Annotated in this window: 22 protein-coding genes; 11 read left to right on the top strand and 11 right to left on the bottom strand. The window is 67.9% G+C overall.

Annotated features, from left to right (window positions below; translation table 11 throughout):
- Window positions 1-25: 25 nt before the first annotated feature.
- From J7U46_RS01850 to J7U46_RS01870, 5 genes are all read left to right on the top strand, one after another.
- On the top strand, window positions 26-1,387 hold the full coding sequence (locus J7U46_RS01850) for an MBL fold metallo-hydrolase (protein ID WP_282823116.1): 1,362 nt from the start codon (window positions 26-28) through the stop codon (window positions 1,385-1,387).
- Window positions 1,384-2,217 carry a DUF4010 domain-containing protein gene (locus J7U46_RS01855; protein ID WP_282823117.1) on the top strand — a complete coding sequence of 278 codons (834 nt, stop codon included), beginning with the start codon at window positions 1,384-1,386 and terminating at the stop codon, window positions 2,215-2,217. The genes J7U46_RS01850 and J7U46_RS01855 overlap by 4 nt, the downstream gene beginning before the upstream one ends.
- Window positions 2,214-4,112 carry an FAD-dependent 5-carboxymethylaminomethyl-2-thiouridine(34) oxidoreductase MnmC gene (gene mnmC / locus J7U46_RS01860; protein WP_282823118.1) on the top strand — a complete coding sequence of 633 codons (1,899 nt, stop codon included), beginning with the start codon at window positions 2,214-2,216 and terminating at the stop codon, window positions 4,110-4,112. The genes J7U46_RS01855 and mnmC overlap by 4 nt, the downstream gene beginning before the upstream one ends.
- Before the next feature lie 75 nt (window positions 4,113-4,187).
- Window positions 4,188-5,741, top strand: coding sequence for a methyl-accepting chemotaxis protein (locus tag J7U46_RS01865; protein WP_282823119.1), 1,554 nt, complete (start codon window positions 4,188-4,190; stop codon window positions 5,739-5,741).
- Window positions 5,742-5,954: 213 nt separating this feature from the next.
- A complete protein-coding gene (locus J7U46_RS01870; RefSeq protein ID WP_282823120.1) occupies window positions 5,955-7,517 on the top strand; it encodes a M4 family metallopeptidase in 1,563 nt (520 codons plus the stop codon).
- A gap of 66 nt (window positions 7,518-7,583) precedes the next feature.
- Here the strand turns inward: J7U46_RS01870 and J7U46_RS01875 are convergent, their stop codons facing one another.
- The 5 genes from J7U46_RS01875 to J7U46_RS01895 all read right to left on the bottom strand — a co-directional run bounded on the left by J7U46_RS01875 (window position 7,584) and on the right by J7U46_RS01895 (window position 11,999).
- A complete protein-coding gene (locus tag J7U46_RS01875; RefSeq protein WP_282823121.1) occupies window positions 7,584-8,111 on the bottom strand; it encodes a hypothetical protein in 528 nt (175 codons plus the stop codon).
- A gap of 9 nt (window positions 8,112-8,120) precedes the next feature.
- Entirely contained in the window at window positions 8,121-8,780 is a 660-nt protein-coding gene (gene rpiA / locus J7U46_RS01880; protein WP_282823122.1) for a ribose-5-phosphate isomerase RpiA, read from the bottom strand.
- A gap of 60 nt (window positions 8,781-8,840) precedes the next feature.
- The gene (locus J7U46_RS01885; RefSeq protein WP_282823123.1) at window positions 8,841-10,337 is read right to left on the bottom strand and encodes a carotenoid oxygenase family protein; all 1,497 of its coding nucleotides are present in this window, start codon (window positions 10,335-10,337) and stop codon (window positions 8,841-8,843) included.
- 12 nt (window positions 10,338-10,349) lie between these two features.
- Window positions 10,350-10,787 carry a DUF2141 domain-containing protein gene (locus J7U46_RS01890; protein WP_282823124.1) on the bottom strand — a complete coding sequence of 146 codons (438 nt, stop codon included), beginning with the start codon at window positions 10,785-10,787 and terminating at the stop codon, window positions 10,350-10,352.
- 126 nt (window positions 10,788-10,913) lie between these two features.
- On the bottom strand, window positions 10,914-11,999 hold the full coding sequence (locus J7U46_RS01895; protein ID WP_282823125.1) for a 3-deoxy-7-phosphoheptulonate synthase: 1,086 nt from the start codon (window positions 11,997-11,999) through the stop codon (window positions 10,914-10,916).
- Between the two features lie 83 nt (window positions 12,000-12,082).
- Between J7U46_RS01895 and J7U46_RS01900 the strand changes: the two genes are divergently transcribed.
- On the top strand, window positions 12,083-13,123 hold the full coding sequence (locus J7U46_RS01900) for a quinone-dependent dihydroorotate dehydrogenase (protein ID WP_282823126.1): 1,041 nt from the start codon (window positions 12,083-12,085) through the stop codon (window positions 13,121-13,123).
- Here the strand turns inward: J7U46_RS01900 and J7U46_RS01905 are convergent, their stop codons facing one another.
- Window positions 13,124-14,422, bottom strand: coding sequence for an acetyl-CoA hydrolase/transferase C-terminal domain-containing protein (locus J7U46_RS01905; protein ID WP_282823127.1), 1,299 nt, complete (start codon window positions 14,420-14,422; stop codon window positions 13,124-13,126). It lies immediately after the preceding gene.
- Window positions 14,423-14,548: 126 nt separating this feature from the next.
- Here J7U46_RS01905 and J7U46_RS01910 point away from each other — a divergent pair, with 126 nt between their 5' ends.
- Window positions 14,549-15,058: a DUF1993 domain-containing protein gene (locus J7U46_RS01910; protein ID WP_282823128.1), complete on the top strand. Its 510-nt coding sequence runs from the start codon at window positions 14,549-14,551 to the stop codon at window positions 15,056-15,058.
- A 31-nt stretch (window positions 15,059-15,089) separates the two neighbouring features.
- Here J7U46_RS01910 and parC read toward each other — a convergent pair whose 3' ends face one another.
- The 5 genes from parC to J7U46_RS01935 are packed head-to-tail and all read right to left on the bottom strand — an operon-like array spanning window position 15,090 to window position 21,670.
- Window positions 15,090-17,486 carry a DNA topoisomerase IV subunit A gene (gene parC, locus J7U46_RS01915; protein ID WP_282823129.1) on the bottom strand — a complete coding sequence of 799 codons (2,397 nt, stop codon included), beginning with the start codon at window positions 17,484-17,486 and terminating at the stop codon, window positions 15,090-15,092.
- Window positions 17,483-18,130, bottom strand: coding sequence for a lytic transglycosylase domain-containing protein (locus J7U46_RS01920; RefSeq protein WP_282823130.1), 648 nt, complete (start codon window positions 18,128-18,130; stop codon window positions 17,483-17,485). The genes parC and J7U46_RS01920 overlap by 4 nt, the downstream gene beginning before the upstream one ends.
- Window positions 18,127-18,645, bottom strand: coding sequence for an N-acetyltransferase (locus tag J7U46_RS01925; protein ID WP_282823131.1), 519 nt, complete (start codon window positions 18,643-18,645; stop codon window positions 18,127-18,129). The genes J7U46_RS01920 and J7U46_RS01925 overlap by 4 nt, the downstream gene beginning before the upstream one ends.
- Window positions 18,642-19,682, bottom strand: a complete 1,041-nt coding sequence (locus tag J7U46_RS01930) for a histone deacetylase family protein (RefSeq protein ID WP_282823133.1) — start codon at window positions 19,680-19,682, stop codon at window positions 18,642-18,644. The genes J7U46_RS01925 and J7U46_RS01930 overlap by 4 nt, the downstream gene beginning before the upstream one ends.
- A 2-nt stretch (window positions 19,683-19,684) precedes the next feature.
- Window positions 19,685-21,670: a DNA topoisomerase IV subunit B gene (locus tag J7U46_RS01935; protein WP_282823135.1), complete on the bottom strand. Its 1,986-nt coding sequence runs from the start codon at window positions 21,668-21,670 to the stop codon at window positions 19,685-19,687.
- A gap of 126 nt (window positions 21,671-21,796) precedes the next feature.
- Between J7U46_RS01935 and J7U46_RS01940 the strand changes: the two genes are divergently transcribed.
- From J7U46_RS01940 to J7U46_RS01955, 4 genes are read left to right on the top strand one after another with little or no spacing between them, the layout of a single operon-like run.
- The gene (locus J7U46_RS01940; RefSeq protein WP_282823136.1) at window positions 21,797-23,170 is read left to right on the top strand and encodes an amidohydrolase family protein; all 1,374 of its coding nucleotides are present in this window, start codon (window positions 21,797-21,799) and stop codon (window positions 23,168-23,170) included.
- 18 nt (window positions 23,171-23,188) lie between these two features.
- Window positions 23,189-24,412, top strand: a complete 1,224-nt coding sequence (locus J7U46_RS01945; protein WP_282823137.1) for an MFS transporter — start codon at window positions 23,189-23,191, stop codon at window positions 24,410-24,412.
- Window positions 24,409-24,531 (top strand): hypothetical protein, encoded by a 123-nt coding sequence (locus J7U46_RS01950; protein ID WP_282823138.1) that lies wholly within the window; start codon window positions 24,409-24,411, stop codon window positions 24,529-24,531. Before J7U46_RS01945 ends, J7U46_RS01950 begins: the two co-directional genes overlap by 4 nt.
- Window positions 24,531-25,076, top strand: coding sequence for a class I SAM-dependent methyltransferase (locus J7U46_RS01955; protein ID WP_282823139.1), 546 nt, complete (start codon window positions 24,531-24,533; stop codon window positions 25,074-25,076). Before J7U46_RS01950 ends, J7U46_RS01955 begins: the two co-directional genes overlap by 1 nt.
- The last annotated feature ends 49 nt before the right edge of the window (window positions 25,077-25,125 follow it).

Genomic DNA, 25,125 nt, shown 5'->3' on the forward strand with positions numbered 1-25,125 from the left:
GGGCTACGCCCCTAAGATCGGCGCCATGAAACTCAGCTTCCTCGGCGCTGCCGACAGCGTCACCGGCTCCCGCCACCTGCTCGACACCGGCGAGCAGCGCCTGCTGCTCGACTGCGGCCTGTTCCAGGGCTACAAGATGCTGCGCGAGCGCAACTGGGCGCCGCTCGGCGTGGCGCCGGTCACGGTCGACGCGGTCCTGCTGTCGCATGCGCACCTGGACCACAGCGGCTACATCCCGGCCCTGGTGCGGCAAGGCTTCCATGGCCAGATCTTCTCGACCGGCGCAACGCGCGAGCTCTGCGAGGTGATGCTGACGGACAGTGCCCACCTGCAGGAAGAGGATGCGCGCCATGCCAACCGCATCGGCAGCTCGCGCCACGAGAAGGCGCTGCCGCTTTACAGCGTGAAAGACACCCAGCGCGCCCTCGCCCATTTCGTCGGCGTGCCGCGCGATGGTCGGCTCAAGCTCGGCCACAGCGAGATCCGCTTCACGCCGGCCGGACACCTGCTCGGCGCCAGCTCCATCAGCGTCAGCCACGGCGGCAAGACCCTGGTCTTCTCCGGCGACCTGGGCCGCAGCAACGACCTGCTGATGCCACCGCCGCAGCCCATCGAGCAAGCCGATGTGCTGCTGATCGAATCGACCTACGGCAACCGCCTGCATCCGGCGCAAGACCTGGAACTGGCGCTGGCGCAGATCGTGCGCCGCACCTTGCAGCGCGGCGGCAGCCTGCTGCTGCCCAGCTTTGCCGTCGGCCGCGCACAGGCCCTGCTGCTCGTCATCCAGCGGCTGCGCCAAAGCGGCGAGATCCCGGCCGACCTGCCGATCTACCTGGACAGCCCGATGGCCCGCGAGGCCACCGAGATCACGCTCAAGCATGGCCGCCTGCTGCGCGTGAGCGCGGCCGAACTGCGCCGCCTGACCGATGGCGTGCACCTGGTGGCCAAGGCACCCGAGTCGATGAAGCTGGCTGCCGAAGTGGCGCGGCGCAGCGCCATCGTCATCTCGGCCAGCGGCATGGCCACCGGCGGCCGTGTGCTGAACTATCTGCGCACGCTGGCGCCTTCGGCGCGCCATCACATCTGCTTCCCCGGCTTCCAGGTCGGCGGCACGCGCGGCGCCAAGCTGATCGCCGGCGCCCGCGAGATCAAGATGCAGGGTGAGTTCGTGCCGGTGAATGCCGAGATCAGCCATCTCGAAGGCTTCTCCGGCCATGCCGATGCCGACGGCCTGATGGCCTGGATGCGCGGCTTCAAGCAGCCCCCGAGCCAGGTCTTCGTCGTCCACGGCGAGCCCGAGGCCAGCGACGCCCTGCGCAGCCGCATCCAGGACGAGCTGGGCTGGAACGTACGCGTGCCGCAGCACGGGGAGACCGTGAACCTGTGAGACGAGACATCCTGCTGCCCCTGTTGATGCTGGGCGCCGGCCTGGCCGTGTCCGCCCTGCTGCCGAACACCCCCCTGCCCTGGCTGGCTGGCATCAGCCCGCGCGCCCTGCTCACCCTGCTGCTGTTGATACTGTCGCTGCAGACCCTGGGCCAGATCGCGCTCGAGCGCCTGGGCCCGCAACTCGGCCTGGCCGTGGCCGGCCTGATCTCCGGCCTGGTCTCTAGCACGGCAGCGATCGCCTCGATGGGCCGGCATGCGCGGCGCACGCCGACGCTCGCCACGCCCTGCGCTGCGGGCGCCGTGATGTCCACTGCCGCCACCTGGCTGCAGGCCTTGCTGATGCTGCTGATGCTCGCCCCGACGGCCGCGCTCGCCTTCGCCCCGGCAGCCCTGGCCGGCCTCGCCGTGGCCGGTGGCGGCGGCGCCTGGCTGGCCAGGCGCGGCGGTGTGCGCGGCCGCGTCAATCCACGCGCCAAGCGTGCGCCGCTGCAATTGCGCGAGACGCTGCTGATCACCGGCCTGTTGCTGCTGGTGGCCGTGCTGGTGAATGCAGCCCAGCAGCGCTTCGGTGCACAGGGCCTGTTCGGTGCCGTGGCGCTGGCTGGCCTCGGTGACGCCCATGCGCCGGTGGCCTCGCTCGCCGCGCTGGAGGCCTCGGGCCAGATCAGTCTGCAGCAACTGCAGCAGGGTGTGATCCTGGCCATCGCCTGCAACAGCCTGACACGCTGCCTGGTGGCCAGCCTGAGCGGCGGCTGGGAGTTTGCGCGCTGGGTCATTGCGGCGCTGGCGGCATCGGCCACGGCGGCAGGCCTGGTCCTGCTGGCATGAAGACCACGCCCATCGTCCCAGCGCGGGTCGATTTCTCCACACCCGACACACTGCAGGCGCCCGACTTCGGCGACGTCTATCACAGCCGGTCCGGCGCCTTCGACCAGGCACGCCACACCTTTCTGAATGGCAACGGCCTGCCCGGCCGCTGGCAAGGCCGCACGCGCTTCGTCATCCTGGAAACCGGCTTCGGTCTTGGCAACAACTTCCTCGCCACCTGGGCCGCCTGGCGGGCCGATGCAGCGCGCTGCGAGCGCCTGGTCTTCATCAGCATCGAGAAGCATCCGCTGAGGCACGAGGACCTGGCGTGCGCGCACGAGGGCTCGCCGGAAGCGGAACTCGGCGCGCAGCTGATCCAGCAATGGCCGCCGCTGACGCACAACCTGCACCGCCTCGAGTTCGAGGCCGGCCGCGTGCAGCTGCTGCTGGCCTTCGGCGAAGTGCGGGCCTGGCTCATGGAGCTGGTGGCCGAGGTCGATGCCATCTACCTCGACGGCTTCGCACCGACGCTCAATCCCGAGATGTGGGATCCCTACACCTTGAAGCTGCTCGGCCGCCTGGCCCGGCCCGAGAGCACGCTGGCCAGCTGGTGCAGCGCCGGCCCGGTGCGCCAGGCCTTGCGCGCCGCCAGCTTCGAGGTGAAGAAGAAACCCGGCCTGCCGCCCAAGTGGCACATGAGCACCGCCCGCTTCGCGCCGCGCCACGTGTTGCAACGCCCGGCCGGCCGTGAGCCGCTGGCACCGCAAGCCCGCGAGGTGCTGGTGATTGGCGCGGGCCTGGCCGGCGCGGCCAGTGCCCATGCCTTGCGGCAGCAGGGCCTGGCCTGCACCGTGCTCGATGCTCACACCGGGCCGGCCGAGGAGGCTTCGGGCAATCCGGCCGGCCTGTTCCACGGCACGCTCAATCCGGACGACGGCCTGCATGCGCGCTTCAACCGCGCCGCCGCCCTCGCCACCGCCGCCTTGCTGGAACAGCTGCCGATAGCCGGCCTGCAACGGGGCCTGCTGCGCCTGGAGCTGGAGCGCGACCTGGCCCGCATGCAGGCGCAGATTGCCCGGCTCGGCCTGCCGCCGGACTACGTGCAGGCCCTGCCAGCCGAGGAAGCGGCACGGCGCTCGGGCCTGCCCTTGCAGCAGCCCGCCTGGTTCTATCCGGCCGGCGGTGCCCTGCCGCCGCAGGCCCTGGTGCGCGCGCTGCTGGCGGACACGCCCTTGTTGATGGGCCACCGCGTTGCGCGCCTGGCCCGCAGCGAGAGCGAAGGCTGGCAGGCCTTCGATGCAGAGGGCCGGCTGCTGGCACAGGCGCCCGCCGTGGTGCTGGCGGGCGGCCATGCGGCCCTGCCCCTGCTGCAAGACCTGGCCCCCGGCCTGCCGCTCCTGCGTCAGCGGGGCCAACTGAGCCAGCTGGCCGAGGCTTCGCCGCTGCCGCTGATGCCGGTGGCCGGTGCCGGCTATGCGCTGGCCGATGGCCGCGGCGGCCTGATTTGCGGCGCCACCTCGCAGGACGAAGACCCGGGCCCAGCATTACGCCAGGCGGACCAGGACCACAACCTCGCGCAATGGGCAGCGCTGGCCGGCCTCCCCCATGCGCCGCAGGCACCGCTCAGCGGCCGCGTTGGCTGGCGTCTGCTGGCCCCCGACCGCCTGCCCCTGGTGGGCGGCCTGCCAGCGCCGGGCTACAGCGGCCGCGATGACCAGCCGCGCCTGCTGCCACGCCTGCCTGGCCTGGTCCTGTGCACGGCCCTCGGTTCGCGCGGCATCAGTTGGGCGGCCCTGTGCGCCCAGGTGGCGGCGGCCTGGCTCACCGGCGCGCCGCAGCCGCTGGAATCCAGCTTGCTAGATACGATAGATCCTGCACGCTTCCAGGTGCGACAGACGCGCAAAAACCTGTCATAACAGCGCCTGTCGCACGGTTGATATCGAGACCCAGGGCATTCCCGCTATGGTGCTCGACGAACTTGGGAGACTTGCATGTTGGACAGTATTTTTTCCGGCCGATCCATCGGCCAACGCCTGGGCCTGGTGCTCAGCCTGGTGCTCTTGATCGCCTTCGCCGGCTCGGGCATTGGTTACTGGGCCTTGAGCCGCGTGGCCGCCGAGACCAACGACATGTACCAGAGCTCCCTGGTGACCGAGCGCATCGCCTCGGACTGGTACCGCAACATCACCAATGGTGTGAACCGCACCAGCGCCATCGCCGTCAGCAGCGACGCCAGCCTGGCCCAGTTCTTCGCCGCCACGGCCGCCGAGTCGACCAAGCAGTCCACCGAGTTGCAAAAGGCCCTGGAACAGCAGCTGACCACGCCCAACGAAAAGGCGATGTTCGACAAGCTCTCGGCCGCGCGCAAGGGCTATCTCAGCAGCCGCGATGCGGTCAGCGCCGCCAAGAAGGCCGGCGATGCCGACAAGGCCAAGCAGATCTTCGAAGCCGAGTTCCAGCCGGCGGCCGCGCAGTTCCAGGACGCGATCAAGCTGATCGTGCAGGCCCAGCGCGATGACCTCGATGCCGCCGCCAAGCGCGTGGAGTCGGCCAACAGCACGGCCCGTACCAGCCTGATCGTGTTCGCCGTCGTGGCCCTGGCCGTGGGCGCGACGCTCTCGCTGTGGCTCACGCGCTCGATCACCGTGCCGCTTCAGCAGGCCATGGAAGTGGCCGATGCCATCGCCAACTTCGACCTGACGCAGACGATCCAGGTGCGCGGCCAGGACGAGACCGGCCGCCTGATGGCCTCGCTGCAAGGCATGCAGCAGGCCCTGCTGAAACTGATCGGCGAGGTGCGCACCTCCACCGACAGCATCTCCACCGCCAGCGCCGAGATCGCCACCGGCAATCAAGACCTCTCCGCCCGCACCGAGCAGACCGCCTCCAACCTGCAGGAAGCGGCGGCCTCCATGATGCAGCTGACCGGCACCGTGCGGCAGACCGCCGACTCGGCCACCACGGCCAATCAGCTGGCCAACTCGGCCGCCGACGTGGCTCAGCGTGGCGGCAGCGTCGTGGCCCAGGTGGTCACGACCATGGACGACATCACCGCCAGCTCCAAGCGCATCGGCGACATCATCGGCACCATCGATGGCATCGCCTTCCAGACCAACATCCTCGCGTTGAATGCCGCTGTGGAAGCCGCCCGCGCCGGCGAGCAGGGCCGCGGCTTTGCGGTGGTGGCGAGCGAGGTGCGCTCGCTGGCCCAGCGCTCGGCCGAAGCCGCCAAGGAGATCAAGACCCTGATCAGCGCCAGCGCCGAGCGGGTCGAGTCGGGCAGCCGCCTGGTGCAGGACGCCGGCCAGACCATGGGCGACATCGTGGCCAGCGTGCAGCGGGTCTCGGACATCATTGGCGAGATCAGCGCCGCCTCGCGCGAGCAGAGCGACGGCATCAACCAGGTCAATGCCGCCGTCACCCAGCTGGACCAGATGACGCAGCAGAACGCCGCCTTGGTGGAAGAAGCCACGGCAGCAGCCGAAAGCCTGCGCGAGCAGTCCGGTCGCCTGGCGGGGGCCATCGGCGTGTTCCGGCTGCACTGAACTGGTATCGAACCATAAACATTGGTTATTTCTCAATAACCATCATCCGGAGAGCTTGGCAAGAGGGGGCTGCACCGACAGGGTTGGGCTGGATGGCCGGCTGTTGCCACCTGGGGCGATAGTCGCACCGTGCCAAAAGTCATTGCCTGCTGACATCACCCTACCGGGTGGCAAGGCACGAGCATGGAAACCAACCACAAGGAGACAGCCCCCATGAAAGCACGTCGTTCGCCAGCGCTCTCCAGCATCTGCCTGGCCCTGCTCACGCTCGCCCTGGCGCCGCTCAGCGCCCATGCCGACAAGGCCAATGCCGAAGGCAAGGCCCTCGGACACATCAAGAATTTCCCCGGCCACAGCCTGGACGACAACGACCAGGCCTACAGCCTGCGCGACATCGTGATCGACGCCGATGGCAGCGAGCATGTTCGCTTGGACCGCCGCTACAAGGGCCTGCGCGTGATAGGCGGCGACCTGATCGTGCGCTCGGACCGCAACGGCACCCTGGTCGAGATGCGCCGTACGCTGACGCGCGCACCCAAGGCAGAGCTGAAGCCGGCCATCAAGCAGGGCCAGGCGCTGCAGGCCGCCAAGGCCGCCCTGGGCGGTGATGCCAACGGCCAGTCGCCCGAACTGGTGATCTATGCCCGCGGCGACATGCCCGTGCTGGCTTGGGACGTGCTCGTGGTCGGCGAAGAAGCCGACGGCACACCGTTTGAGAAGCACGGCATTGTGTCGGCCGATACCGGCAATCTGCTCGACGTCTGGAACGACGTTCACACGGCTGCTGCCACCGGCACCGGCAAGAGCCTGTACAGCGGCAACGTGGTGCTGACGACCAACACGGTGACCGGTGGCTACGAGCTGCGCGACCCAAGCCGCGGCAGCACCTACACGATCAACCTGAACAAGAAGACCAACGGCGGTTCCGTCCTCACCGATGCCGACAACATCTGGGGCAACAACCTGACGAGTGACGCCGCCTCGGCGGCCGTCGATGCCCAGTACGGCACGGCCATGACTTGGGATTACTACAAGAACGTGCATGGCCGCAACGGCATCGCCAATGACGGCAAGGGCGCCTACAACCGCGTCCACTACGGCCGCAACTACGCCAACGCCTACTGGTCGGACTCCTGCTTCTGCATGACCTACGGCGACGGCGACGGCACGAGCCTGCGCCCGCTGGTTTCGCTGGACGTGGCCGGCCACGAAATGACCCACGGCGTGACCAGCCGCAGCGCCAACCTCACCTACTCGGGTGAATCTGGTGGTCTGAATGAAGCCACCTCGGACATCTTCGGCACCATGGTCGAGTTCTACGCGAACAATGCCAACGATGCGGGCGACTACCTGATCGGTGAGAAGGTGATGATCAAGTCTGCCTTTCTGCGCAGCATGATGAAGCCAAGCAGCGACGGCGGTTCCTCCGACTGCTGGTACTCCGGCGTCGGCAGCCTGGACGTGCACTACAGCTCGGGCGTGGCCAACCACTGGTTCTTCCTGCTGGCCGAAGGCACGAACAGCAGCTTCGGCAGCAGCCCGACCTGCGTGGCAGGCAACACCCGCGTGGCCACCGGCAGCGGCTCGCTCGCGGGCATCGGCCGCGACGCCGCCGCCAAGATCTGGTATCGCGCGCTGACGGTGAAGATGACCTCGAACACCAACTATGCCGGCGCCCGCGCCGCCTCGATCTCCGCCGCCAACGACCTCTACGGCGCCGGCTCGACGCAGGCCAGTGCTGTGGCTGCCGCCTGGTCGGCCGTCGGCGTCAACTGAGCGGTCCTGACCGATTCCTAACGCTGTAACGATTGGGGCGCCCTCGGGCGCCCCATTTCTATTCGCTCAGCGGCGTTGCCGGATCGGGTGGAACACCGTGCGCTGAACCCAGGTGCGCAAGCTGATGGCGCGGTCGCTGCTGCGCTCGGCCAGGTAGTTCAGCAGCAGCTCGTCCTGCACGAAGAGGCGACGGTCGTACTCACGCAGGCCTTCGGCGTTCATGCGCCGCAGCAAGGCCTCGTTCGGCAACTCGCCCAGGGCGCGCCCGAGGTCTTCAAGGCAGAGCCAGCGTTCCCGGTATTCCTCCTGAACGCGGACGTGCACGCCTTTGAACTCGTAGTGCAAGCCCTCGCGTTCATGCCAGCGTGCCCAGCGCAACCAGCGCCCGATGCCGCTACCGAGGCCAATCAGCTCGGGCGCCAGGAAGATGGCCCAGAGCGTCGCCGTGAGCACCAGGGTGACGGCCCAGTTGTGGAGCCAGTACTGCATCAGCAGCGTGCCGCCCAGGCAGACGGCGAGCTTGATCCAGCGTGCCGTGGTCATGTGCCAGCGCTCATGGCGCTGGGCGTCGTAGACCGGCTTGCCCCGCGGCATGCTGATGCTTCAGAAGCTCAGCGTCTTCACGCCGGTGGCCGTGCCCAGCAGGCAGACCGAGGCCTTGTTGCGGGCGAACACGCCCACGGTGACCACGCCCGGCCATTGGTTGACATCGGCCTCGAAGGCCTGCGGGTCACTGATCTGCAGGCCGCGCACGTCGAGGATGTGGCAGCTGTTGTCAGTCACCACGCCCGCACGCAAGGTCGCCGTGGCGCCCATCGCCGCAAAGCGGCGCGCAATCTGCGCGGCCGCCATCGGGATCACCTCGACCGGCAGCGGGAACTGGCCCAGCACCGGCACCAGCTTGGACTCATCGGCGATGCAGACGAAGCGCTCGGCCAGGTCGGCCACGATCTTCTCGCGCGTCAGCGCCGCGCCGCCGCCCTTGACCATGTGGCCTTGCTGATCGATCTCGTCGGCACCATCAATGTAGACCGGCAGGCTCTCGACTTCCGAGGCTTCCAGCACCTGGATGCCGAGGGCCTTCATGCGCTCGGTCGAGCGCACCGAGCTGGACACGGCGCCGGCGATCCTCAACCCGCTCGCGGCCAGCGCGTCGATGAACTTGTCCACCGTCGAGCCCGTGCCCACGCCGACGATGCTGCCGGCAGTCACGTATTGCAAAGCGGCCTGGCCGACCAGGGTCTTGAGTTCGTCTTGAGTCATGGCGATAGGGGTAAGCGGGAATCGATGCTGCATTATCCCCAGCCGCCCTTCCCTCCTCGCTCAGCCCGCGTAGAACTTGCCGTGGAAACCGTAAGTGACCCAGTAAGGCAGCCAAACCTTGGCCAGCGGCCCGGCGCTCAGCGCCTCGGCGTCGAAGATGCTCGCGAAGCTGCGCTGCCGGCGGGTGTCGTAGCACAGGCCCAGCAGCCAGCCCCGGCCCTCCTCGCTGCGGCCGGGCTTGGGCACCAGCACATGCTCCTCCACCACCACCTCGGGCCCGAAGCAGAAGCGCTCGCGCCGGCCGCTCTCCAGGTCCAGGTGCAAGAGGCCGTTGAATCCCCAGCGCGTGCCGGTGTCCATGGCCGTGGGGTAGTAGACATGGCGGTAGCGCTGTGCCACCACGCGCGGGTCGACCACCGGGAACTCGACCGTCTCGTCGCGCGCATGCAGGCTGATGCGTCCGCTGAGCAGGTCGATGCGCAGAAAGCGCGGCGTGGAAGGCTGGGGCTGCGAGGGCCGCTCACCACGCATCAGGCTGTGCAGCTCGGCATTGACAGCGGGCAGTGGCCGCGTTTGCACATAGTCAAGCTGCAGCTGCTGACCATCGTCCCAGCCATTGCCGAAGTGAAAGACCATGGCCGCCGGCATCTCCAGCACGCGGCGGCGGTTGAAGTCGGCTTTCTCGATCAGCAAGACCTGGGTCGCGTCGCGGCCCTGCCAGCGCATCGCGTCCAGCATGCTGGAGCCGGCCTGCAGCGCCTCGCGGTCCAGGGCGATGGGCGCCAGCAGGAAGACCAGGTAGCGCTCGGTCACCACGAAGTCATGCACCATCGCCGCCGGCATGGGCAGGGGCACGACGGCATGGCGCAGCAGCTGGCCTCGGGGCGAAATCTGGTACAGGGCCAGCAGTTTGCCGCTGGTGCCGAAGTTCCAGGTCATGCCGTCCGGTTCGACCTTGGGATGGGCCGAGAACGGCATGCCGGCAAGCTCGGGCGCCCAGGCCTTGGGCCCGCGCGTGGCGAGGGTCTGCGGATCCAGCTCATGGGCGCTGCCGCCCTCCCACAGCGCATAGAGCTTGCCATCCTGCAGCATCACGCTGGTATTGGCCACGCTGAGGCTGTCGGAGCCGGTGACCGGAATCTCCGGCTTGATCGCCGTGCCAAAGGCCGGCAGCAGGAAGCGGCCGGCCTCGAACTCGGCCTGGAATTTGCGCGTCTTCACGAAGCGCGCGCTGTGGCGCACGCGGCCGCCCTCGAAGCGCCAGGCCTGCACCAGGCCGTCGCCATCAAACCAATGGCGGTAGCGCTGGCCGGCGCGCTCCATCAGGCCAGGGCCGTTGCGGTAATAGACGCCCGCAAGCCCCGGCGGCAGGCGGCCTTCGACGCGCAGGTCGCGGGCCTCGAGATCCTGGCCAGCCAGGCCACGCAACGGCGCCAGCTCGGGCGCGTTCGCCGCAAAGCCCGCTGTAGGCAGGCCGAGGGCCAGGGCTTCCTGCAAGGGCCGCAGGGCGAGCCCGGTGGCGGCCAGGCCGGCTTGGAGAAGCTGACGGCGCTGCATGGCGGCCGCCGCTCAGTTCAGGCGCACGCTGATGCGCGCACCGGGCTTGACAGTGAACTTGGCCTGCTCGAAGCTGGCCGGCCCGAAGTTGCCGACGGCATTGTTGGAGAAAGCAAAGGGCTCCAGAGGCATGCCCATGGGATTGCTGTCCATCTTGCCGTTGCCATTCACGTCATGCAGCACGCTCAGGGCCAGATCGCCGCTCTCGGGCAGGTCCTTGATGCGCACGACGATACGGCCGCCCTCCTGCTTGCTGGCGGCCACGGTGGCCACCGCCACCGGCTTGCGCAGCCAGTTGCCGACATCGACAAAGGCCGCCACCATCAGCTGGCCCTCGGCCTGCTTCAGGCCCGTGACCTCCAGCTCGATCTCGGCGGCCTGGGCCAGCCCGGCCGTCATGGCTGCCGCCAGCAGGGCCAGTCGAACGCCCGTCTTGATTGCCTGGTTCATGGGGATCTCCTCCGTTCAGATTGATGAGGTCTGAACGATAGGAATCCCCGGCACGGCCGCCCAGCGCGATGAGACCGGGCGTCGAAAGGCGGCGCGAAATGCCGCCGGCCGGCGTCAGTTGCCGCGTCAGTTGCGGCGCTTCTTGACCGCTTCGGCCAGCTCGCGCAGCAGCGGCTCGGTCTGGCCCCAGCCCAGGCAGGCGTCGGTGATGGACACGCCCGGCTTCAGGTCGGCCTTGGTCTGGCCCGGGGCCAGGTCTTGCCGGCCCGGCTGCAGATGCGACTCGATCATCACGCCGGTGATCCGATGGTCGCCACCAGCGATCTGGCCAGCCACGTCGTGGCCCACGTCGATCTGCCGCTCGTACTTCTTGCTCGAATTGGCATGCGAGAAGTCGATCATCACCTGCTCGCGCAGGCCCGAGCCGCGCAGCGCCTCGCAGGCGGCGGCCACCGAAGCTGCGTCGTAGTTCGGCGCCTTGCCGCCGCGCAGGATCACATGGCAGTCGGCATTGCCACGCGTCTCGAAGATGGCAGCCGTGCCCATCTTGGTCATGCCCATGAAGGCGTGGCTGGCACTGGCGGCCAGCACGGCGTCGGACGCGACCTTGATGCCGCCGTCCGTGCCGTTCTTGAAGCCCACTGGGCAGGACAGGCCCGAGGCCAGCTGGCGGTGGCTCTGGCTCTCGGTCGTGCGGGCACCGATGGCGCCCCAGGCGATCAGGTCGGAGATGTACTGCGGCGACAGCAGGTCCAGGAACTCGGTGCCGGCCGGCAGGCCGAGGGCCGTCACGTCCAGCAAGAGCTGGCGCGCCAGGCGCAGGCCCTCGTTCATGTGGAAGCTGCCATCGAGGCGCGGGTCGTTGATGTAGCCCTTCCAGCCCACCGTGGTGCGCGGCTTCTCGAAATAGACGCGCATCACGATCAAGAGCTCGCCGCGCAGCTCCTGCTCGGCGGTCTTGAGCAGGCGGGCATAGTCCATCGCCTGGTCGTGGTCGTGGATGGAGCAGGGGCCGACGACGACCAGCAGCCGGTCATCGCGGCCATGCAGCACATCGCCAATCTCGCGCCGCGCGCGCTCCACCAGTTCCAGCGAGGCATCGGGCAGCGGCTGCTCGTCCAGCAAGAGGGCCGGCGAGATCAGCGGGCGCACGGCGCCAATTCGGGTGTCATCGGTACGGGTGGAGTCGGCGGTGGCGTCGAGAGCGTTCATGGCGGTGGTCCGGCAGGTCCTGCAAAGAGGGTCGATTATCAGCCGGCCTTCGAGCAAATGTTGCGATGCGACAATCGTGCCCCATGTCCCTCGTTCCCTACGCCCTCACCCGCCCCTTCCTGTTCGGCCTCGATCCCGAACATGCCCACGAGCTGACGCTGGGCTCCATCGCCCGGCTGCAGAACACGCCGCTGCAATGCCTGTGGTCGCAGCCCCGAGTGGCGGCCCCGGTGACCGTGGCGGGCCTGAAGTTCCCCAACCGCATCGGCCTGGCCGCGGGCCTCGACAAGAACGGCCGCTGCATCGACGGCCTCGGCGCCATGGGCTTCGGCTTCATCGAGGTGGGCACGGTCACGCCCAAGGGCCAGCCCGGCAATAAAAAGCCCCGCATGTTCCGCTTGCCGGAAGCCGAGGCGCTGATCAACCGCCTGGGTTTCAACAACGAAGGCCTCGATTCGTTCCTCGCCAACGTGCAGCGCGCCCACAGCTTCCGCGCCGCTGGCGGCCTGGTCGGTCTCAACATCGGCAAGAACGCGGCCACGCCGATCGAGAACGCGGTGGACGACTATTTGATCGGACTGGAAGGCGTGTTCCCGCATGCCGACTACATCACCGTCAACATCTCCAGCCCCAACACCAAGAACCTGCGCGCGCTGCAGAGCGACGAGGCGCTGGACGCCTTGCTCTCGCAGCTGCAGGCCCGCAAGCAGGAACTGCAAAAGCAGAGCGGCCGCAGCGTGCCCATGTTCGTGAAGATCGCGCCCGACCTCGAAGAAGACCAGGTGGCCGTGATCGCGCAGACGCTGCTGAAGAACGGCATTGACGGCGTGATCGCCACCAACACCACGATCTCGCGCGACGCAGTCAAGGGCATGGCCCATGCCGACGAGATGGGCGGTCTCTCAGGCAGACCCGTGTTCGAAGCCAGCAACCGCGTGATCCGCCTATTGCGCGCCGCACTCGGCAAGGACTACCCCATCATCGGCGTGGGCGGCGTGCTCAGCGGTGCCGATGCGCAAGCCAAGCTGCGGGCCGGGGCTGACCTGGTGCAGGTCTACACAGGCCTGATCTACAAGGGGCCGGCGCTGGTGAGCGAATGCGCCCGCGCGCTGTCGAAGATCTGATCAGGCGTAGTTGAGCTTGCGGGCCGCCTCGCGCAGCTCCGCGCGAAAGTCCGGATGTGCGATGGCAATCATCTCCTGCGTCCGCTGCTTCGCCGACTTGCCGCGCAGTTGCGCCACGCCGAACTCGCTGACGACGTAGTTGATGTCGTTCTTGCCCGTTGTGACATGCGTACCGGGGCTCAGCACCGGCACGATGCGCGAGATGCTGTCGTCCTTGGCGGTGGACGGCAGCACGATGAAGGCCTTGCCGCCGCGTGAGCGGTTGGCGGCGCGCACGAAGTCCACCTGGCCGCCGGTGCCCGAATAAGGCACCGGGCCCAGGCTCTCGGAGCCGCACTGGCCCAGCAGGTCGATCTGCAGCGTGGCGTTGATCGCCATCAGCTTGTCGTTCTGGCCCGCCAGATAGGGATCGTTGGTGAAGTCGACCGGGTGCATCTCGAGCCCCGGGTTGCGGTGCATGAACTGGTAAAGCTTCTTCGAACCCAGCGCAAAGGTGGCCACGCTCTTGCCCGGCAGATGGTTCTTGCGGCGGTTGGTGACGGCGCCGGCCTCGATCAGCGTCAGGATGCCGTCGCCGATCATTTCGGTGTGGATGCCCAGGTCCTGCTTGGCGGTGAGCTGCATCACCACCGCATCAGGGATGCCGCCGTAGCCGATCTGCAGGGTGGAGCCGTCGTCGATCATGTCGGCCACGTACTTGCCGATGGCCTGCTGCACCGGCCCGATCTTGGGCAGGCCCACCTCCGTCACCGGCTCGCTGCTCTCGACCACGGCCGCCACCTGCGAGATGTGCACCTGGCAGGCGCCGAAGGCGAAGGGCACGTTCGGATTGACCTCCAGCACCACGGCGCGGGCGCGGGCCACGGCGGCCATCGTGTAGTCGGCGCCGAGGCTGAGCGAGAAGTAGCCGTGTTCGTCCATCGGCGAGGCCATGGTGAACACCACGTCGGACGGGATCAGCCCGCGCGCGATCAGGCCCGGCATCTCGGAGAAGTAGCTCGGGATGAAGTCGACCCAGCCCTCCTTGCCGCCGGCCCGCGAGGCGCCACCGTAGAAGAAGGCCACATGCCTCACATGCTCGACCGTCTCGGGATCGAAGTAGCCGAACTTGCGCACCGGCAGGATCTGCGCCACCTTGACGTCGCGAAAGCTCCGGCGCTGCTCAGACAGCGCGCCCAGCAGGGTCGGCGGCTCGGCCACGCCGGTCGGCACGACGATGAAGTCGCCATCGCGGACCTGACGCAGGGCTTCGGTGGCGGATTGGAGCTTGTGGCGGTACTGGTCCTGGACGGAAGGCATGGCGGGCTCGCTGACGACGGGTCAAGCGCCCAGTCTGAACGCAACGCCTGACATGGACTTGACCCAGCGCGGTCTTGGTCGACCTGCCAGAATCCGCCCCCCTCCTGCCATTCATCCGAGACCTCCATGAGCACACCGATGTACGAATCCTCCGTCCCCGTTTTCACCCAGATGCTGGGCGGCCTGCGCGACGTGCTGGCCAAGGCCGAGGCCCATGCCACGGCCCGCAACATCGAGCCCATCGCCCTGCTGCAGGTGCGGCTCTTCCCCGACATGTTCAACCTGGTGCGTCAGGTCCAGATCGCCTGTGACTTCGCCACCGGCGTCTCGGCCCGCCTGGCCGGCGCTGAAGTGCCGGCCTATGAAGCCACCGAGCAGAGTTTTGCCGACCTGCAGGCACGCATCGCCACCAGCCTGGACTTCATTGGCAAGCTGAGCCCGGCGCAGTTCGGCGAAGCCGCTGCACGCGAGATCGTGCTGCGCCCGGGCACGCCCAAGGAGCGCCGCTTTGCCGGCCAGGCCTATCTGCTGCACTACGGCCTGCCTCAGTTCTTCTTCCATGTGGCCACCGCCTATGGCCTGATGCGGCACAACGGCGTGGAAGTGGGCAAGAAGGACTACATGGGCCAGTACTGAACCGGCCCATGCATGAAAGCGGGCTGAAGCCTCAGCCCGCGAGCACGCGCAAGACCTTCTTGAAGCCTTCGACGGCCTTGCCCTTGCGCGCCCGCTTGCTGGCATAGCCGGCCAGCGTGGCGCCCTTCAGCGGCTCGTCCTTGAGCTTGTCCCCCCGGCCCAGGCCCATAACCTGCAAAGCCGTGGTGAAGGCGGCCACGCTGATCAGCGCGTCCTTGGGTTCCAGGTCGATCAGGGTCAGGCCACGGCCGCCCTTGGGCTGGTGCTTCAGCTCATCCAGCGCGTAGGTCAGCAAGCGGCCATTGAGTGACAGACAGGCGAGCTGCATGCCGAGCACCTCGCCATGCGGCACGGCGGCTGGCGGCAAAGGCTTCTCTTCGCCTTCCAGCGACAGGAAGGTCTTGCCCGCCTTCTGACGGCCGACCAGGTCGCCGACTTGCGCGATCAGGCCGAAGCCACCGGTGCCCGCCAGCACCAGGCGCTGCGTAGCGCTGGCAGCGTAGTAGTGCGCGATCTGCGTGCCGCTTTCCAGCTCGATCATCGTGGTGATGGGCGTGCCGTCGCCACGGCCGCCAGGCAGCAGGGACACAGGCACCGAGTAGACGCGGCCGTTGGTGCCGAACACGATCAGCGGGTCCACGCTGCGGCAGGGGAAGGTGCCGTAGAGCTGGTCGCCCGACTTGAAGCTCAGTGCTGCGGGGTCCACCTCATGGCCCTTCAAGGCCCTCACCCAGCCCTTCATCGAGACAACCACCGTCACCGGCTCGTCGACGATCTTCACTTCGGCGCTGGCGCGCTTCTCTTCCTGGATCAGCGTGCGGCGGTCGTCGCCGAACTGCTTGGCGTCCGCCTCGATTTCCTTGACCACGGTGCGCTTGAGCACACCCGGGTTGCCGAGAATGTCCTGCAGCTTGGCTTGCTCCTCGCGCAGCTTGGCCAGCTCCTGCTCGATCTTGATCGCCTCCAGTCGCGCGAGCTGGCGCAGGCGGATTTCGAGGATGTCTTCGGCCTGGCGGTCACTCAAGCGGAAGTGAGCGATCAGCGCCGGCTTGGGTTCATCGCTCTCGCGGATGATGCGGATCACCTCGTCGATGTTCAGCAACACCTGCTGACGGCCTTCAAGGATGTGGATGCGGTCGTTGACCTTCTGCAGCCGGTACTCGGTGCGGCGCTGCACGGTGGCCAGGCGGTAGCCCAGCCATTCGCTGATGATCTGGCGCAGGTTCTTCTGCGTCGGGCGGCCGTCGGCGCCGATCATGGTCAGGTTGACCGGGGCCGAGCTTTCGAGGCTGGTGTGGGCCAGCAGCGTGTTGATCAGGTCCTGCTGCTCCACCGTGCGGCTCTTGGGCTCGAACACCAGGCGCACCGGCGCGTCCTTGCTCGACTCATCGCGCACGCCGTCGAGCACCGCCAAGAGCGAGGCTTTCAGCTGCATCTGCTCCTGCGTCAGCGCCTTCTTGCCGGCCTTGACCTTGGGGTTGGAGAGCTCCTCGATCTCTTCCAGCACCTTCTGCGAGCTGGTGCCATGTGGCAGCTCGTTGACCACCAGTTGCCACTGACCACGGGCCAGATCTTCGATCTTCCAGCGCGCGCGCAGCTTGAAGCTGCCCCGGCCGCTGGCATAGGCCGAGCGGATGTCGTCGGCACTGCTGATCAGCTGGCCACCGCCGGGGAAATCGGGGCCAGGCAGCAAGGTGTAGAGCTCGTCGTCCGACAGCTTCTCGTTCTTCAACAGCGCGACCGCAGCGGCCGCCACTTCGCGCAGGTTGTGGCTGGGCACTTCAGTCGCCAGGCCCACGGCAATGCCGGAGGCGCCGTTCAGCAGCACGAAGGGCAGGCGCGCGGGCAGTTGGCGCGGCTCGTCGGTCGAGCCGTCGTAGTTGGGCACGAGGTCCACCGTGCCTTCATCGATCTCTTCGAGCAGCAGGCGCGCGATGGGTGCCAGGCGCGCTTCGGTGTACCGCATTGCGGCGGCGCCGTCGCCATCGCGGCTGCCGAAGTTGCCGTGGCCGTCGATCAGCGGATAGCGCTGGCTGAAGTCCTGGGCCATGCGCACCAGGGCGTCGTAGACCGACTGGTCGCCATGCGGATGGAAGCGGCCCAGCACATCACCGACCACGCGGGCGCCCTTCACCGGCTTGGCGCCGGTGTTGCCCGAATAGCTCAGGCCCATGCGCTCCATCGAGTACAGGATGCGGCGTTGCACCGGCTTCTGGCCATCGCAGACATCCGGCAGGGCGCGGCCCTTGACGACGGACAGCGCGTATTCGAGATAGGCCTGGCGCGCGTAGTCGGCCAGCGTCAGGCTGGTGCCGTCATCCTCGGCCGGCGGTTCCGGAGGCGGCGGCGGCGCGGGCGGGGATGGTGGCGAGGGCGGCTGCTCCGCGTCGAAATCGAAGGAAAGGTTCTGCTCGTTGTTCTCGGTCATCGGGGACTGCCGTGGATTTGCAGGCTCTGGGCCGTGGCGGGCAGGCTGCGTTGCAGCAGCGCCCAGTACAGCTCCAGCACCAGGTGGACATGGGCCTGGGTCTCGGCGATGTCGGGCATGCGGCCGCCGTTGCGGCGCACCGTGCCTTCGCCGGCGTTCCAGGCCGCCAGGGCCGCATCGATGCGGCCGAATTTCTTGATGAGGGCGGCGAGCATCTGCGCGCCGGTGTCGATGTTGCGGCGCGGTTCCAGCAGGCGCTGCTGCTGGCCGGCCGGGGCCATGATCTGCATGAGCCCGACGGCACCGCGCGGCGACACGGCATCGCGCTTGAAACCGGACTCGACGGTGATCACCGCCTTCAGCAACTCCATATCGACGCCATGCCGGCTCGCTGCCTCGCGCAGCCAGGGCTGTACGGCCTTGACCTCGGGCGCGATCTCGAGCCAGGTCAGCAGCTCATGGCTGCCATCGAGCTTGCCCGGCACGCGGCCGATCTCGCTGCGGCCCATGACCAGGCTGTAGCGGCCATCGAGCTGGGTCGAAGCGAGATGGGCCACGCCGCCCGCATCGACATAGCCCCACAGCTGGGCCTGGGCCGAGCGGGCAAACAGGCTCAGTGCAAGCAAGAGAAAAACGCGAATCAAGCGCCCTCCTCGCCCAGTGCCACGCGGGCCTGGTATTCGCGGTCCAGCATCGACATCACGATCAGGCTGTCGTAACCATCGGCGCCCAGCACCTTGACGCTTTCGCGCAAGCGGCCTTCCTCGACAAAGCCTTCATCGCGGTACAGCTCTTGCGCGCGCACATTGAGCCCCTTCACGTCGAGCCAGAAGCGGTGCGCCTGCAACTGCGTGAAAGCCAGCTTCTTCAGCTGCCGCAAGCAGGCCCGGCCTATGCCCTGGCCCTTGGGGCCCAGCACGATGCGCTTGAGCTCCACCGAGCGGTTGGGATTGCGGCAACCTTGAAGGATCACGAAGCCGGCGCGCTCGGCGCCATCACCCACCTCAACAATGAAGTGACGCGAGTCCGGGAAGCGGATGGCGCCCTCGTGCTGCGTGCGCTCCCACGGCGTGATGAAGGGCAGGTTCGAGCCATCCTGCTCGACCGAGACCACATAGTCCAGGTCGGACAGCATCGTGGGCCGCAGGTGGACTCTCACCCTTGGCCCTCCTCAAAGCCGCGCAGCACGGCCACCACGTTGTGGCCGATCGCCTCGGTGGCGTAGCCGCCCTCCTGCAGGAACAGCGTCTTCGTCGCACCGAACGCGGCGATGCGCCGGCCCAGCTGCGCGAACTCGGGCCGGTCGAGCTTGAAGTGCGAGATCGGGTCCTCGACATAGGTATCCACGCCCAGCGACACGATCAGCAGCTCGGGCGCGAAGCCCGCCACCTGCGCCAGCGCGCCTTCCAGCGCGGCGAACCAGGCCTCGTTGCTCGCACCGGCCGACAGCGGGTAGTTCGCATTGAAGCCCAGGCCCGCGCCGGCGCCGCGCTCATCGGCATGGCCGAGGAAGAACGGGAACTCGGTACTCGGGTCGCCGTGGACACTGGCATAGAACACGTCGCTGCGCTCGTAGAAGATCGCCTGCGTGCCGTTGCCGTGGTGGTAGTCCACGTCGAGGATGGCCACGCGCGCCATGCCGCGGTCGCGCGCCGCCTGGGCGGCCACTGCCGCGTTGTTGATGAAGCAGTAGCCGCCGAAGAAATCGGCGCCGGCATGGTGGCCGGGCGGGCGCGTCAACACATAGGCCGAGCCCTCATCTCCGAGCGCCAGGTCGAGGCCGGTGAGCGCGGCCTGCGCGCCCCAGTACGAGGCCTCCCAGCTACCAGCGGTCAGCGGCGTGCCGCTGTCCATCGAGTACAGGCCCATGCGGGCGGCGAAGCTGGCAGGCTCCACGTCCGAGCGCAGGCTGCGCACCGGCCAGACGGCCGGGAAGGCGTCGCCCTCGCCGCCCAGAGAGCGCCATTCGGCATGCGCACCTTGCACGAAGCGCAGATAGGCAGGCGCATGCACGCGCTCCAGCGGCGCGATGCCGTGGTCAAAGGGGCTCAGGATCTCGCCGAGCTGCGCGGCCTGCACCGCCTGCAGCACATAGTCCGCCCGCGCCGGCACCTCGAAGGCGGGCACCAGCCGGCCTCGGAAGAACTCGTGCGTGGCGGCGTGCGCAGCATGCCGCTGGTTGTAGACCGTGCGCATGCCTAGATATCGACTTCGACCGAATCGCCGTGGATCTCCATCAGCTCGCGGCGCGAAGCGGCCTCTCCCTTGCCCATCAGCTTGTTCATCGCGTCCTCCGTCTGCGGCACGTCGAACAGGCCGAAGCGGATCACGGCCAGGCGCCGGGTCTCGGGGTTCAGCGTCGTGTCCCACAGCTGCTCGGCGCTCATCTCGCCGAGACCCTTGAAGCGGCTGATGCTCCAGGAGTTCTCGCGGGCACCTTCCTTGCGCAGCTTGTCCAGCGTCGCCACCAGCTCGCCCTCGTCCAGCGCATAGAGCTTGGCAGCGGGCTTCTTGCCACGTGCCGGCGCATCAACGCGGTACAGCGGCGGCCGCGCCACGTAGACATGGCCCAGCTCCACGAGCTTGGGGAAATGGCGGAAGAACAGCGTCAGCAGCAGCACCTGGATGTGCGAGCCGTCCACGTCGGCGTCCGAAAGGATGCAGATCTTGCCGTAGCGCAGGCCTGAGACGTCGGGCGAATCGTTCTTGCCATGCGGGTCCACGCCGATGGCCACCGAGATGTCGTGGATCTCGTTGTTCTTGAACAAGAGATCGCGCTCGACCTCCCAGGAATTCAGGACCTTGCCGCGCAACGGCAGGATGGCCTGCGTCTCCTTGTCGCGGCCCATCTTGGCGCTGCCGCCGGCCGAGTCGCCTTCCACCAGGAAGAGTTCGTTCAGGTTCAGGTCGCGGCTTTCGCAATCGGTCAGCTTGCCGGGCAGCACGGCCACGCCCGAGCCCTTGCGCTTCTCGACCTTCTGGCTGGCACGCTGGCGCGTCTGCGCCTGCTTGATCACGAGCTCGGCCAGCTTCTTGCCATGCTCCACATGCTGGTTGAGCCAGAGCTCCAGCTGCGGCTTCACGAAGGCCGACACCAGGCGCAAGGCATCGCGCGAGTTCAGGCGCTCCTTGGTCTGGCCCTGGAACTGCGGGTCCAGCACCTTGGCCGAGAGCACGAAGCTGGCGCGCGAGAACACGTCGTCGGGCATCAGCTTGACGCCCTTGGGCGTGAGGCTGTGCATCTCGATGAAACCCTTGACCGCGCCAAAGAGGCCGTCCTTCAGGCCCGACTCGTGCGTGCCACCGGCCACCGTGGGGATCAGGTTCACATAGCTTTCGCGCACCGGCGCGCCTTCCTCGGTGAAGGCCACGCACCAGGAGGCACCCTCGCCCTCGGCGAAGTTCTCGCTCTCGGCCGAGGTGGCGAACTGCTCGCCCTCGAACAGCGGGATCAGCGGGTCGTTGTTGAGCGTCTGCATCAGGTAGTCGCGCAGACCGCCCTTGTAGAGCCAGGTCTGGACCTCGCCCGACTTCTCGTTCTTCAGCGTCACGGTGACGCCCGGCATCAGCACGGCCTTGCTGCGCAGCAGGTGCACCAGCTCGTTCTTCGGCAGTTCCACCGCCTCGAAATATTTGGCTTCGGGCCAGACGCGCACCGTCGTGCCCTGCTTGCGGTCACCGCTGGTGGCGGCGCGCGAACTCACCGGCTCGACCACGTCACCATGCTCGAAGGCCAGGTTCGCCACCTGCTTGTCGCGCCAGACCTGCACCTCCAGCCGCTTGGCCAGGGCATTGGTCACCGAGACGCCCACGCCGTGCAAGCCGCCCGAGAAGCTGTAGGCGCCGCCCGAGCCCTTGTCGAACTTGCCGCCGGCATGCAGCCGGGTGAACACGATTTCGACGACCGGCACGCCTTCTTCCGGGTGCAGGCCGAAGGGAATGCCGCGGCCATCGTCGGCCACCGAGACCGAGCCGTCGGCATGCTGGGTCACGTCGATGCGCTTGCCGAAGCCGGCCAGCGCCTCGTCGGCCGCGTTGTCGATCACTTCCTGGATCACATGCAGCGGGTTGTCGGTCCGGGTGTACATGCCGGGACGCTGCTTGACCGGCTCGAGGCCCTTGAGGACGCGGATCGAGCCTTCGCCGTATTCGGCGCTTGGGGTACTGCCTTTGGATGTCGCCATGGGCGGCGATTGTAGGGAGGGCGCAAGGCCGTTCGCGAGGCTCGCAGGGCTTAGGATGCGCGCTCTCATTTCCGCCCGAGCATGCGAAGCCTTCCCTCCCTGACCTGCCTGGCCCTTCTGGCCCTCATGGATCTCCTCGCCGGCCCTGCCGTGGCTCAGACGGCATCGCCCGAGCCCTTCAAGGCCAGCAGCCCGCTGACGCTGGAGCTGAAAAGCGCCCGCTGGTTCGATGGCCAGGTCTTCCAGCGCGCCACGCTCTACGTGGTGGACGGCAAGTTCACCCGCAAGAAGCCCAAGAAGGTCCACCGCAGCATGGACCTGCACAGCCAGTACCTGGTGCCGCCGCTGGCCGAAGCCCACAACCACAACCTGCAGAACGCCTGGGGCGTGGAGCACTACGGCCAGCGCTACCTGCAGGATGGCGTGTTCTACAGCGCCCAGCTCTGCGCCGACCCGGCCGGCACCGAGGTCGCGCGTGCCAGGCTGAATGGACACGATAGCGTGGACACGCTGTTCGCCAGCGCCTGCATCACCTCCTCCGACGGCCATCCGCTGGCCCAGCTGACGCCGGCCGCCCGCAAGGACGACAGCGCCGTGCTGGTGATGGACAGCGCGCTGGATGCCGAGCGCAAATGGGCCAAGGTGGCCGAGCGAAAGCCCGACCTGGTCAAGATCGTGCTGAGCAACCATGAGCGGCCCGAGCTGCGCGCGCGGCCCGACTTGCAGGGCCGGCTGGGTCTCAACCTCGACACCGCTGCGGCCGTGGTGCGACTGGCGCACCGCGATGGCCTGCGGGTCGTCGCCCATGTGGACAGCCCGCCCGACTTCGAGGCCGCCGTGAAGCTGGGCGTAGACCTGATTGCCGACCTACCCGGCTTCTTCAATCCGCTGGGCGAAGATCCGGAGCGGCTCCTGATCAGCCCCGAGGCGGCAGCGCGCGCGGCCCAGGCCAAGGTCGCCGTGATCACGGCCACCGCCGCGACCTCGCTGTTCCCGACCACGCCGCAGCAGCTCGACAAGCTGCGCAGCGTGCAGCGCCGCAATCTGGAGCGGCTCAAGGCGGCGGGCGTGCCACTGCTGGTGGGCTCGGACCTGTTCACCGGCACGGCCCAGGCCGAGATCAAGCAGCTGGCCGAATTCGGCGTCTTCAGCGCGGCCGAGCTTTTGAAGATGTCCAGCATGGACACACCGCAGGCCCTCTATCCCAAGCGCAAGCTCGGCTGCTTTGACGAGGGCTGCGAGGCGAGCTTTATCTTGCTCGGCACCGACCCGCTGCAGGACGCCAAGGCCATCACCACACCGCTCTTGCGCGTGAAGCAGGGCCGCATCCTGACCCAGATGGACGGCGTGGCCGACGGCGCCGAACAGCCCGGCATCAGCACCGACGCTCCGGCGGCGAAGAAGAAGGCGCCCACCAAGAAGCCGGCCCCGGCCAAAACCCAAGCTTCCACCAAGCCGGCCGCCAAACCTGTCGCCCCGGCGTCGGCAAGGAATTCCTGATCTGGCTACATTGGCCCGATGCAAGCCGCCGCCCCCACCCCCGCCGCCAAACTCTCGATGACCCAGGTGCTGCTGTGCGGCGCCATGATCGTCACGCTCTCGATGGGCATACGCCACGGCTTCGGCCTGTGGCTGCAGCCGATCACGCTGGAGCGGGGCTGGACCCGCGAGACCTTCGCCTTCGCCCTGGCCATCCAGAACATCGCCTGGGGCGCCGCCGGTCCCTTCGCCGGCATGCTGGCGGACCGCTTCGGTGCCTTCAAGGTGCTGATGGTCGGCGGCCTGCTGTACGCGCTGGGCCTGGTGCTGATGGCGCTGTCCACCTCGGGCCTCGCGTTCACCGGCAGTGCCGGCCTCCTGATCGGCATGGCCCAATCGGGCACGACCTATGCCGTGATCTACGGCGTGATCGGCCGCAATGTCTCGGCCGAGAAGCGCAGCTGGGCCATGGGCGTGGCGGCGGCCGCCGGCTCCTTCGGCCAGTTCCTGATGGTGCCGGTGGAGAACTGGCTGATCGCCGGCACCGGCTGGCAGAACGCCCTCTTCTATCTGGCTCTGGCGGCCCTCCTGATACTGCCGCTGGCCTTCGGCCTGCGTGAGCCCAAGGCCGCCGGTCCGGTGGGCCATCAGCAAAGCATCGGCCAGGCGCTGCGCGAGGCCTTCGGCTACCGCAGCTTCCAGCTCCTGATGGCCGGCTACTTCGTCTGCGGCTTCCAGGTCGTCTTCATCGGCGTGCACATGCCCAGCTACCTGAAGGACCATGGCCTCTCGCCCCAGGTCGCCACCTATGCGCTGGCGCTGATCGGCCTGTTCAATGTGTTCGGCACTTACGCGGCCGGCTCGCTGGGCCAGCGCTTCCCCAAGCGCTACCTGCTCAGCGGCATCTATGCGGCGCGCTCGGTGGTCATCGTGATCTTCCTGCTGGCGCCGCTGACGCCGATGAGCGTCTACATCTTCTCTGCCTTGATGGGCGTGCTGTGGCTCTCGACCGTGCCGCCGACCAATGCGGTGGTGGCGCAGATCTTCGGCATCCAGCACATGTCCATGCTCGGCGGCTTCGTGTTCTTCAGCCACCAGATCGGCAGCTTCCTGGGCGTCTGGCTGGGTGGCAAGCTTTACGACCTCTCGGGCAGCTACGACATCGTCTGGTACCTGGCCGTGGGCTTTGGCGTGGTGGCCGCGCTGATCAATCTGCCGGTGCGCGAGACGGCCATCGTCAGGCCCCAGGTGGCCGCCGCATGATGTTCAAACGCTGGCTGCTGTGGATCGCCGGCGCCGGCGTGCTGGGCCTGATTTTCATGGCCTATGCCCAGCCCTCGCTGGTGCAGCACCTGGCTGATCAGCTCTGGGCCTGTTTCTGATGAGCGAGGTCTCTCCCTGGCTGCGCCGCTGGCCCCAGGCGCTACGTCCCGGCGCCACGGCGCTGGATCTCGCGTGCGGCTCGGGGCGCCACCTGCGCCACCTGGCATCGCTGGGATTGAAAGTCGCCGGCGTGGACCGCGATGCCGCCGCCATCGCCCCGCTGCGAGGGCTGGCCGAGATCATCGAGGCCGACATCGAAAGCGGCACCTGGCCATTGGCGGGCCGGCAGTTCGACCTGGTGCTGGTCTGCAACTACCTGTGGCGGCCGCTGCTGCCGAACATCGTCGAGGCGGTCGCGCCAGGTGGCTGGCTGATCTACGAAACCTTCGCAGACGGCCAGCAGACCGTCGGCCGCCCGGCACGGCCCGAGTTCCTGCTGCAGCCGGGCGAACTGCTGCAGGCCTGCGCGGGGCTGCAGATCGTCGGCTATGAGAATGGCTGGACGGAGGAGGAGGCCGGGGTCAACGGCCGCTTCGTCCAGCGCGTTGCCGCCGTTCGGCTCGCCGCAGGCGGGCCGGCCCATCCCAGGCACGCCTTGCCCTGAGAGATCGCCCCGGCGGCTTCAGTAGAATCCGCCCAAATTGACCTAGGAA

The organism is Pelomonas sp. V22, assembly GCF_030014915.1.
GTDB lineage: Bacteria > Pseudomonadota > Gammaproteobacteria > Burkholderiales > Burkholderiaceae_C > JAUASW01.